This window comes from Rhodoblastus sp., from assembly GCF_052145335.1.
In the GTDB taxonomy this organism is placed as follows: Bacteria; Pseudomonadota; Alphaproteobacteria; order Rhizobiales; family Beijerinckiaceae; genus Rhodoblastus.
Genome location: NZ_JBKQOU010000270.1, coordinates 1 through 9,593, shown reverse-complemented (window position 1 = coordinate 9,593; position 9,593 = coordinate 1). Strand labels below are relative to the sequence as shown.

Genomic DNA, 9,593 nt, shown 5'->3' with positions numbered 1-9,593 from the left:
CTAATTCTGGGTCTCTTGATTTCGATTGTCGGCGCGGAGACGGGAAATGAGCGGAAGCCAGATTCAGGCGCAGCGGAATCAGTCCGAGGACCATCCGTCGCCAGCTGAGATCGTGCAGCAATGTTTCGCTTTCGCCGCGGAAAGACATCAGGCTGGACAGATCGACGAAGCCGAGCGCGTCTACCGCCAGATTCTCCTCGTCGCTCCGCTTCACGCCGACGCCCTGCATGGACTTGGCGTCATCGCCCATCAGGTCGGGCGCGACGACCTCGCCGCCGACTGGATAGGCCAGGCGCTGGCGCAAAGACAGGATCCGACCTTTCACAATAATATTGGCCTGGTGTTGCTGGCGTTGGGCCGGCCTCACGAGGCGCGGGCGGCGATTTTTCGCGCGCTCGAACGCCGCCCCGCCTATCCCGAGGCCTTTAACGCGCTGGGCAATGCCCAGGAGCAACTCGGCAACCGGGACGAAGCGATTGTTTCCTACGAAAAGGCTCTGAAGCTGCGGCCCGCTTATGCGGAAGCGCAGGTCAATCTCGGCAAGGCCCGTCAGGAGAAGGGTGATTTCGAACTCGCCAACGCCTGTTACGAAAGGGCGCTGGAAATCAATCCGGACTGCGCCGAAGCACATAATAATCGCGGCAATCTTCTACGTATTAAGGGGGCGCTCGACGAGGCGCTGCTGTCGCTCGACCGCGCGCTCGTCTGCAAGCCGAACTACGCCGAGGCCTATAACAACAAGGGCGTCGTCCTGTTGATGCAACAGGAGGTCGAGGCGGCCGTCGTCGCCTTCCGCTGCGCGCTGGCCATCAAGCCGGAGTTTCCGGCGGCGCTGGCGAGTTACGGCTCAGCCCTGGTGGCGCAGGGGAAACTCGATGAATCGGTTGGCTATTTCAAACGTGCGATCGCGCTCGATCCCAAATGCGTCCAGGCTTACAACAATCTTGGCGCGACGCTGTTGCAGCTCAACACGATGGACGAGGCGATAGCAGCTTTTGAACGGGCGATCGAATTGTCGGCCGGGGCCGCCAAGGCGGACGCGCATTACAATCTCGGAACGACGCTGCTTCAGCGCCACCAGCTGGATCGGGCCATGGTCTCGCTCGGCAAGGCGCTCGAAGCCGACCCTGCTCACGCCGGAGCGCGCAATAATTTCGGCGTGGCGCTGCAGGACAAGGGACAGGTCGAGGAGGCCGTGGCGGCTTACGGCCAGGTCATGGCCGTGACCCCGGAATATGCCGGCGCCTATAGCAACAAGCTGATGGCGATGCATTATATCGAGAGCTACACCAACGACGACGTGTTGCAGGTCGCGCTCGCCTTCGGCAAGGCCTTCGACCGGCCAGATCCTAAGCCCTTCGCGGGCCGGGATTTATCGCCGGAGCGCCGCTTGCGCATCGGCTATGTTTCCGGCGATTTCAACGTGCATCCGGTGGCCTTTTTTCTGGCGCGGACGCTGGAAGCGCACGACCGCGAGAATTTCGATGTCTTCTGCTATTCCAACTGTCCGCACGAAGACGAACTGACGGCGCAGTTGCGCGCCAATGGCGACCAGTGGCGGGTGATCGTGGGCGCGTCCGACGAGGACGCCGGGCAAAAAATCCGCGACGACGCCATCGACATCCTGGTGGATCTATCCGGCCACACCAACAAGACGCGCGTAAATCTGTTCGGGCTGAAGCCGGCGCCGGTGCAGGCGGCATGGCTCGGCTATTTCGGTACGACCGGATTGAAGTCGATGGATTATCTCGTGCTCGATCCGGTCTCGGCGCCCCCGGGCGCGGACAAGTGGTACACGGAATCGTTGGTGCGGCTGCCCTATGGCCGGTTTTGCTACAAGACGCCGCCGGTCACGCTGACGCCCTCCGAACCGCCATGCATCGCCAAGGGTTTCGTGACCTTCGGGTGTTTCAACAATGTCGCCAAGCTCAGCCCCGGGGTCATTCACCTCTGGGCGCAGATTTTGCGGGCGGCGCCGCAGTCGCGGCTGGTGCTCAAATGGCGGAGCCTGAGCGAGAGCAGCGTGCAAAAGCGACTCCTCGACGCCTTCGCTGCGGCGGGGGCCGAAGTCGAGCGCATAGAGCTGCGCGGGGCCTCGCCCTATATCGACATGCTCAAGGAATATGACGACATCGACATTGCTCTCGATCCTTTTCCGTTCGGCGGCGCGACGACCAGTTGCGAAGCCTTGTGGATGGGCGTTCCGGTGATCACCTTGCCAGGCGACCGGCTGACGTCGCGGCAGACTTTGGGGTTCCTTCATCCGATGGGTTTCGCGGAACTCGCCGCGACCGCGCCGGAAGATTATGTCGAACGGGCGCTGGCGCTCGCCTCCGATCAGGAGCGACTGGCGGATCTGCGCCGCCGGCTGCGGCCGGCGATGGAAGGCGCGCCCTTCTGCGACGGGCCGAAATTCACCGCGACCCTGGAAGCCGCCTATCGCCGGATGTGGCGGCGTTACGTGGCGGGGGAAAAGCCCGAGCCTTTCGATATCGACCCGGGCGAATGATTGAGCTTAGCCAGCGGCCGCGCTGGCGGAAAAGACATATTGCAGCGGCAGGGCGTCGCCGACCGCCAGTTCAGGGTCGAATCCTGCGGCGGTCGCCATGGCGCGGATGGCGGGCAGGAAGCTTTCACGGGCCGGCTCATCGAACAGTCTCGGCCGTCCGGCCACGACGCGATAGCCGCAGGTCTCGAACAATTCCAGCGAAGTCGCGCGGGTGAACCAGCGCAAATGGGTGCGGTCGAGCAGGCCGCTGTCCTCGTAGCGGAACAGGCCGCAAGCCAGCCGCGCCTGGACGCTCCAATGCTGGGCGTTTGGAATGCAGGCGACGACGCGCGCATTTTCGCGCAACAGCGGTTTGATCCGGCGCAGAACCGCCCAGGGATCGCGCAGATGTTCGAGCGTGTCGCCGAACACGACGCAATCGCTGGAAAACAGTTCATTGAATTCGCCGTCGGGCATTTGCTCGACGTCGGCGGGGATCACGCGGGCGCAAGTTCCGCGCGCCGCTTCGGCGTAATCGGCGTCGATCTCGATGCCGATATATTCGCAGCCGGGAGAGCTTTTCAGATAGGCGCGGGCCAGCGCGCCGGTGCTGCACCCGACTTCGACCACGCGCTGGCAGTTGGGCGGAATATAAGCCAGAAGGTCGCTGTTGTAGAAGTCATGCGCCGGAGTCTGTTTCATGTCTGGCTCCAAAAAATTCGCTGAACCGGTCTTGGACGCGTCGCTCAGTCCCGCCATTTCTCCAGATAGGTCCGGTAGCCGTCACGCCAGTCGGGCCCGCCGAATTCTCCGCCGCTGGCGTGGATTACGCCTAGTGGAATGGCGCCCATGGAGATATTTTTCGCTTCGCACTGGCGGCAGATGTCCATGTCGTAAAAATGAAAGCGGAACTGCTCGTCGAAGCGGATGGCGTTGCGCATCAGCGTTTTCTTTCGCACCGCGAGCAGAACGCCGTCGAGCAACTTGAGCTTTTGCATCGTCGGCCCATAGATCGACAGTTCGCAGGGAAAGCCATTGCCGTGTCCGACGACGCCGCTGAGATTGGCGAAGTCGTCCCAGGTGAATTGATCGTCAATGAAAGCCCAGGCGGGCTGTTTCGAGACCCGGCGCTTGTTGCCGGCCAATCCCAGCACGTCGAATTGAGTGAAGCCGTAAACCAGTTTGTCGAGCCAGAAGAAATCGGCAAGGAAAACATCGTCGTGGACGAAGACCATGATCTCCTCCTCGTTTTCGACCGCGTCGATCGCCTGGTTGTAACAGGCGCCGAGTCCGCGTGAATTTTCATAGAAAATTTCTCGCTTCAGGTTGAAGACGGCATAGGTCTGCGTCAGGCTGCGGCCCAAGGCCGATTTTTCGCGAAAGTCCTGTTCGTTGAAACGGGTCGCGCTGACGATGGTCACGGGCAGCATGAGGGCGGTCCTTAAGCAAAGACCCGCGAAGGCATGGCGCGAGCGGCGCAACATAAAAACGCGGCAAGCTTGCGCCAATCATTCGCGACTGCGGATTATAAATCGCTTCGGGGAAATCCTTGCCAAAGCGTTACGTGAAAACCCCCGCGCAAGTTTGCCGGCGAAAGATGCGAGCCAGATTCGCATACCAGCGCCGGATTTTTGAATGACCGTCCGCGACCAAGTAGAACGCCTGTTTTCCAATCTGCTCGCGCTGGGGCCGCGTCGGCTTGCGTTGCTTGCGGCGATCGGCCTCACCGTGTTCGCTCTGGTCGGCGCCGCCGGCTATTACCTCAGCCGCCCGACCAACGACGTGCTCTATTCCGGCCTCGACAAGCAGGATGTCTCGCGCATCGGTTCGGCGCTGAAAGACGCCGGAGTGGCGTTCGATATTTCCGCCGACGGCGCCACCGTCTATGTCGCTTTCGCCGACACCGCCCATGCGCGCATGTTGCTCGCCGAGCAGGGGCTGCCGCGCAGTGGCGGCACGGGATACGAATTGTTCGACAAGCTCGGCTCGCTCGGCCTGACTTCCTTCATGCAGGAAATCACCCGCGTGCGCGCGCTGGAAGGCGAGCTGGCGCGCACCATCCAGACCATGCGCGGCGTCAAGGCGGCGCGCGTGCATCTGGTCATGCCGGACGAAGGCTCGTTTCGTCGCGCCAAACAGCCGCCCTCCGGTTCGGTGGTGCTGCGCACCGAAGGCGCCGACAACGCGCTGATCGCGCAGGCGGTGCGCCATCTCATCGCTGCGGCTTTGCCGGGCATGACGATCGACCAGGTGACGGTGCTCAATGTCGACGGACAATTGCTTGCCACGGGCGCTGACGGAAGCGACGCCGGCCCCAGCAAGATGCTGGCGCTGGAAAAAAGCGTGGCCGATGAAATCCAGAACAATGTCCGCCACACGCTCGCCCCCTATCTCTCGCTGCGCAATTTCCAAATCAGCGTCGCGGCGCGATTGAATACCGACAGGAAGGAAACCACCCAGACCACATTCGATCCCGATTCGCGGGTCGAGCGCTCGGTGCGCACGGTCAAGGAGACGCAGTCGTCGCAGAACAATTCGACGCAGTCGCCGACCTCGGTGGGGCGCAACGTGCCGCAGGCCACTGCCTCGCAGGGGGACGGCAAGCAGGCCGCCGAAGACAGCCAGAAGAAAGAGGATCTGACCAACTACGAATTGTCGTCGAAGACGACCTCGACGGTGTCGAACGGTTACCTCGTCGAGGCTCTTTCGGTGGCGGTGCTGGTCAATCGCGCCGGTCTTGCCGCGACGCTCGGCCCTAACGCGACGCCCGAACAGATCGACAAACAGATCGGCGAGATCGAGCAGCTGGTCGCCTCCGCCGCGGGGCTGCGCAAGGATCGTGGCGACATCATCAAGGTCTCGGCGGTGGATTTCGTCGACAGCGGCAAGGAGCTGGAGCCGGCGCCGCCGATTTCCATCGTCGAGGCCCTGATGCGGCAGTTCGGCAGCATTGTCAGCGCGCTTGCCATGCTCGGCGTCGCGGTGCAGGTGGTCGTGGCGGGGCTTCGGCCCGCGGCGCGCGCACTGATCGAATTGCGTGAGGCGCCGATGGCCGAAGGCGCTCTGGCCTTGCCGGGCGCCGGCGGGGGCGTGGCGCTCGTCGGCCACAATGAGGCGGCCCTTTTGGGCGAACCGGCGCACGAAGAACAGGCTTTGCTCGAAGACCGGAATTACCGCCGCAACAAAGCTCCGCAGCGGCGGCTCGAACAGATGATCGACATGGATGAAGCGCAGGCCGCCGCCATCTTGAAACAATGGATCAGACATGGGGAGCGCATATGAAGCCGGTTCCATTCGCCCAATATATGGAGCGCCAGCGGGCGACCGCGCAACGCGCAACGGAGCCGGTGTCCTGGCCGCCGCTTAGCCAAAAGACGGAAAGCCCCGCCCCGGCGCGCAATTCGCCATTGCTGCGCAGGGTCGAGGCGGAAAGGGCGGAGGCCAAGGCCAGCGCGCCGCAGCGGCTCGAACAGGGCCGCCTGCTCGCCTTCGAGGAAGGGCGCGAATCGGCGCGCGGCGAGCTGGAGGACGAGCGCGCGCGGATGCGCGAAAAGCTCGAAGTCGAAATCGCCGCGGCGCGCGCGGTCTGGGTCGCGGAGGAGGCCGAACGCCTTGCGGGCGCTCATCGCGCCGCGTTCGAATCCTTCGAGATGCGCTGCGCCCAGGCGGTGGCCAATATCTTGCGGCCCTTTACCACCCAGCTGGTGATCGGCCGCGTCACCGAGGCTCTGGTCGAAAATCTCGAGGTGCTTTTCAAGGGCCGCTCGCAGGCTTTGTTCGAGATCAGCGGGCCGGTCGACCTGCTCGACGCTTTGCGCCAAAAATTCGCCTCCCGCGACGCCGCCGTCGTCTACAAGCCCGACGACAAGATCGACGTGTGCGTTCGCGCCGGCGACACGATCATCGAAACGCAGCTCGGCGCGTGGTTGAAGGCGCTCGGCGCCCTACCGGGGGACTCGTCCCAGGAGACTTGCCGGGAATCCGGGAATGAGTGAGCAGCAGCAACCGGAAATCATCATCGTTCGGCGGCGTGTCGAGGAAGAGGAAAGCCATCACGGCGGCGCCTGGAAAATCGCCTATGCCGATTTCGTCACCGCGATGATGGCGTTTTTCCTGGTGCTCTGGATTTTGAACTCTACGAACAAGGATTCGCAAACCATCATCGCCCGCTATTTCAACCCGGTGAAAATGGAGGACTTCGCCAAGAACAAGAAAGGCATCAGCGAAGCCCAGCTAAAGGAAGAGAAGCCCGGGTCCAATGAAGGCGAACCGGACAAGACGCCGCCGAACGGTCCCAATCGCGGCAAGATCGAGGAGAGAGGCAAGGATCCCAACCAGGACCCCAACGCCAGGGCGATGATGAACGAGGAAACGCTGTTCCAGAATCCCTACGCCGCGCTCGAGCAGATCGCCGGCAAGGCCACGACCCAGCAAAAACAGAAATCCGGCGGCGGCTCTGGCGAAGCAGGTTCGCTCGACACTTACCGCGATCCTTTCCGGACCGCAGGCGTGGAATCCGAGGGGGAAGAGGAAGAGGCGCCGCCTGCGCCCTCCCAATCGCCGGAGGGTCCCGTAAAGCCGCTGGCGACGCCGGCAGAGCCGCAGGAGGCGATCGCGAAGGGTCAAGCTGCGGCAAGCGTGAAAATAGAGCCAGCGGCCTCGGGCGCGAACGCCAAGGCGGCGGAAGCTGCGGAAGGCGCGCGCGCCGCGACGTTGCAAAAGGAAATCGGCAAGGAGCTGAAAGCGCAGGCGGGAGAGGGCGCGCCGCGTCTCGAAGTGAAGGCGACCGACGAGGGCCTGCTGATCAGCCTGACCGACAATGAAAGTTTCGGCATGTTCGAAATCGGTTCGTCTTCGCCTAATCCGAGGCTGGTTCATATGATGGACCGGATTGCGCAGACCCTGAAAGACCAGCCGGGCGAGCTGGTGCTGCGCGGTTATACCGATGCGCGCCGCTATCGCGGTGGAACTTCCGATAATTGGCGGCTGTCGGCGTCGCGCGCGCAAATGGCGCTCTATATGCTGGTGCGCGGCGGATTGCCTGAAACGCGAGTCGAACGGGTGGAGGGCTACGCCGACCGCCGGCTTAAGTCCCCCGAAAAGCCGGAAGCGGCGGAAAACCGCCGGATAGAAATTCTGGTTCGCAAGGCTGCGCCATGAAAGTCAGATTCCCGAAAATAAGGCCGCCAAAAATCAAACTGGCGAAATTCGGTTTGCCGAACATCGCTTCGCTGCGACTCTCGTTCAAGAGCCAGAACTTGCTGATCGGCGCGAGCGCGCTGGCCTTGCTCGGAGTCGGCGGGCTCGCCTGGTTTTTTGTCCGGCCCATGCTGAATGCTCGCGAGGCGCCTGCGCAGGAGAGAGTGGAAGCGGCCGCCGCGCCGACGCTTGAAACAAGGCAGGAGGAACAGTCGGAGGCGACGGCGGAGGCGAAAGCGGAGACCGGGCCGGAAAAGACCGAAGCGGCGCAAGAACAACCAGCGGAAAAAGGCGAGAAAGCCGCCGCCGCGCCGCCGCCGCCGGGCGCCACTGGAGAGCCCGAGCAGTTGGTTCGCCGGCTGCAGGACATTCAGGAGCGGGTGGCCGCCGGCGACGCCGCCGCTTTTAGCGAAATGCCAAAGCTGCTGCGCCGTATCGCGAAAAAGTTTGCCGAGCAACCGCCGGAGGTCTGGTCGCAAAGGTCGAACGCGCGCGCGCTGGAGCTTTACCTGCTCAGCGGCGGCGATTCGGCGGTCGGCCGCAAGATCCTCGCCCAGCATAAATGCGCCGTCTCGGAAGAACCTCTCGTCAGGGCGGCGATCGCCTATCGGGAAAATGTCGACGGGCCCGACCGCGATTTTCTGCTGCGCCTCGAACCGCGTGAACTCGATCTCGATCTCGCCGCCCAGATCGCCTTCGTCCAGTCGATCCTGCTGACCGGAGTCGATCGTCCGCGAGCCATTGCCCGCCTCGATCTCGCACGCCTGCTGGCGCCGGGCGGACTGGTCGAAGAGGCGGCGCTGCGCCGCGAAGTCGCGCTGCTGAGCGAAACAACGGAATTCGACAAATTTGCTGGCCTGTCGCGGCAATATTGGGAGCGTTACCGGTCGTCGCCATATGCCGACAATTTCGTGCGCCAGTTCATGCTGGCCGTGGTCCGCGTCAGCCAGTCGATCAAAGTTTCGGAATGGGCGCAGCTCAATGAATTCATAAACAGCCTGACGACCGAGACGCGGCGGGCGCTCTATCTCGCCATGGCGCAAACAGCGGCAGTGGTCGGCAACAGCGCTCTGGCGGCGATGGCGGCGCAAAATGCGCTGGAGCTTTCTCCCGCCGATTCGGTCGAGCGGCAGCGCGCCTTGCTTTTCCGCGCGGCCGCCAGGATCGCGGGAGCGGATTTCACCGAGAGCCGAAGCTTGCTGGGCGATCTCGACAGAACAAAACTGCCGCCCGGCGATCAGCCGCTTTTTGACGCCGTGTCGCTGGTGGCGGCGCGGATTTTTCGTCCGCCGGAACAGCATTTCGACATGGCCGCGCCTGGCGCCGCACATTCTGGCCCCCCGAACGACGCCGACGCGGCTTTGACACGGGCCGAAACCAGCGTGAAGGAAGCAGATTCGACCCTCGACGACGTCAGAAAAACCATGGAGAGGAAAAGTAGATGAGCGCCCACGCTCTTGGCAGCCATGCACTCGCCGGGCAGGACGTCGCCGCACTGACCAACTTTTCCGCGCGAAGGAAAATGCCGGAAGGCGTCGATGACGAGGGGTCTGGCGGCGGTTTCGACGCCGCTTTGGCGCAAAGCGGGAATGAAACGCCGCCGCAACCACCTCCGACCGCCTCGGCCTTCGGACTGGCGCCTCGCTCCGTCAAAACAGCGGACGCCGCCGCCGCGGCCGCTGAGGCCGCTGGCCCGCGCGGCAGCGGGTTTTGGACCGAGCTTCCGGCTCTTGCTGGCGCCAAGGCCGCAGGAGGCCAATTGGCCGCTTCCGACGATGTTGCACAAAAAGCCGCCATTGCCCCGACGACGCCAGCGAAGTCGCCCCCCCTCGACACCTTCGCCAAGTTCCTCGCCTCCTCCGCCGCCGCAGACGCTCCGCCCGAGCGAACGCAGATGCGCGAAAAT

At 63.3% G+C, this 9,593-nt stretch carries 7 protein-coding genes and 1 pseudogene; 6 read left to right on the top strand and 2 right to left on the bottom strand.

The genetic code is table 11. From position 1 onward, the window contains the following. Positions 1-46: 46 nt before the first annotated feature. The gene (locus tag ACLP2E_RS16910) at positions 47-2,509 is read left to right on the top strand and encodes a tetratricopeptide repeat protein (protein ID WP_442462523.1); all 2,463 of its coding nucleotides are present in this window, start codon (positions 47-49) and stop codon (positions 2,507-2,509) included. A gap of 6 nt (positions 2,510-2,515) precedes the next feature. On the opposite strand, the gene ACLP2E_RS16905 is transcribed toward ACLP2E_RS16910, so the two are convergent. Both ACLP2E_RS16905 and ACLP2E_RS16900 read right to left on the bottom strand, forming a co-directional pair. Further along, positions 2,516-3,190, bottom strand: a complete 675-nt coding sequence (locus ACLP2E_RS16905; RefSeq protein ID WP_442462522.1) for a class I SAM-dependent methyltransferase — start codon at positions 3,188-3,190, stop codon at positions 2,516-2,518. A gap of 44 nt (positions 3,191-3,234) precedes the next feature. After that, positions 3,235-3,918, bottom strand: coding sequence for a glycosyltransferase (locus ACLP2E_RS16900; protein ID WP_442462521.1), 684 nt, complete (start codon positions 3,916-3,918; stop codon positions 3,235-3,237). A 205-nt stretch (positions 3,919-4,123) separates the two neighbouring features. Between ACLP2E_RS16900 and fliF the strand changes: the two genes are divergently transcribed. From fliF to ACLP2E_RS16875, 5 genes and pseudogenes are all read left to right on the top strand, one after another. Next, positions 4,124-5,770 carry a flagellar basal-body MS-ring/collar protein FliF gene (gene fliF / locus ACLP2E_RS16895; protein WP_442466592.1) on the top strand — a complete coding sequence of 549 codons (1,647 nt, stop codon included), beginning with the start codon at positions 4,124-4,126 and terminating at the stop codon, positions 5,768-5,770. After that, positions 5,767-6,483 (top strand): hypothetical protein, encoded by a 717-nt coding sequence (locus ACLP2E_RS16890; RefSeq protein WP_442462519.1) that lies wholly within the window; start codon positions 5,767-5,769, stop codon positions 6,481-6,483. Before fliF ends, ACLP2E_RS16890 begins: the two co-directional genes overlap by 4 nt. Beyond that, positions 6,476-7,648 carry a MotB family protein gene (locus ACLP2E_RS16885; RefSeq protein ID WP_442462518.1) on the top strand — a complete coding sequence of 391 codons (1,173 nt, stop codon included), beginning with the start codon at positions 6,476-6,478 and terminating at the stop codon, positions 7,646-7,648. The genes ACLP2E_RS16890 and ACLP2E_RS16885 overlap by 8 nt, the downstream gene beginning before the upstream one ends. Beyond that, positions 7,645-9,132, top strand: coding sequence for a hypothetical protein (locus ACLP2E_RS16880; protein ID WP_442466591.1), 1,488 nt, complete (start codon positions 7,645-7,647; stop codon positions 9,130-9,132). Before ACLP2E_RS16885 ends, ACLP2E_RS16880 begins: the two co-directional genes overlap by 4 nt. Continuing rightward, positions 9,129-9,593, top strand: a pseudogene (locus ACLP2E_RS16875) (hypothetical protein); the annotation flags it as partial. The gene ACLP2E_RS16880 and the pseudogene ACLP2E_RS16875, both read left to right, overlap by 4 nt.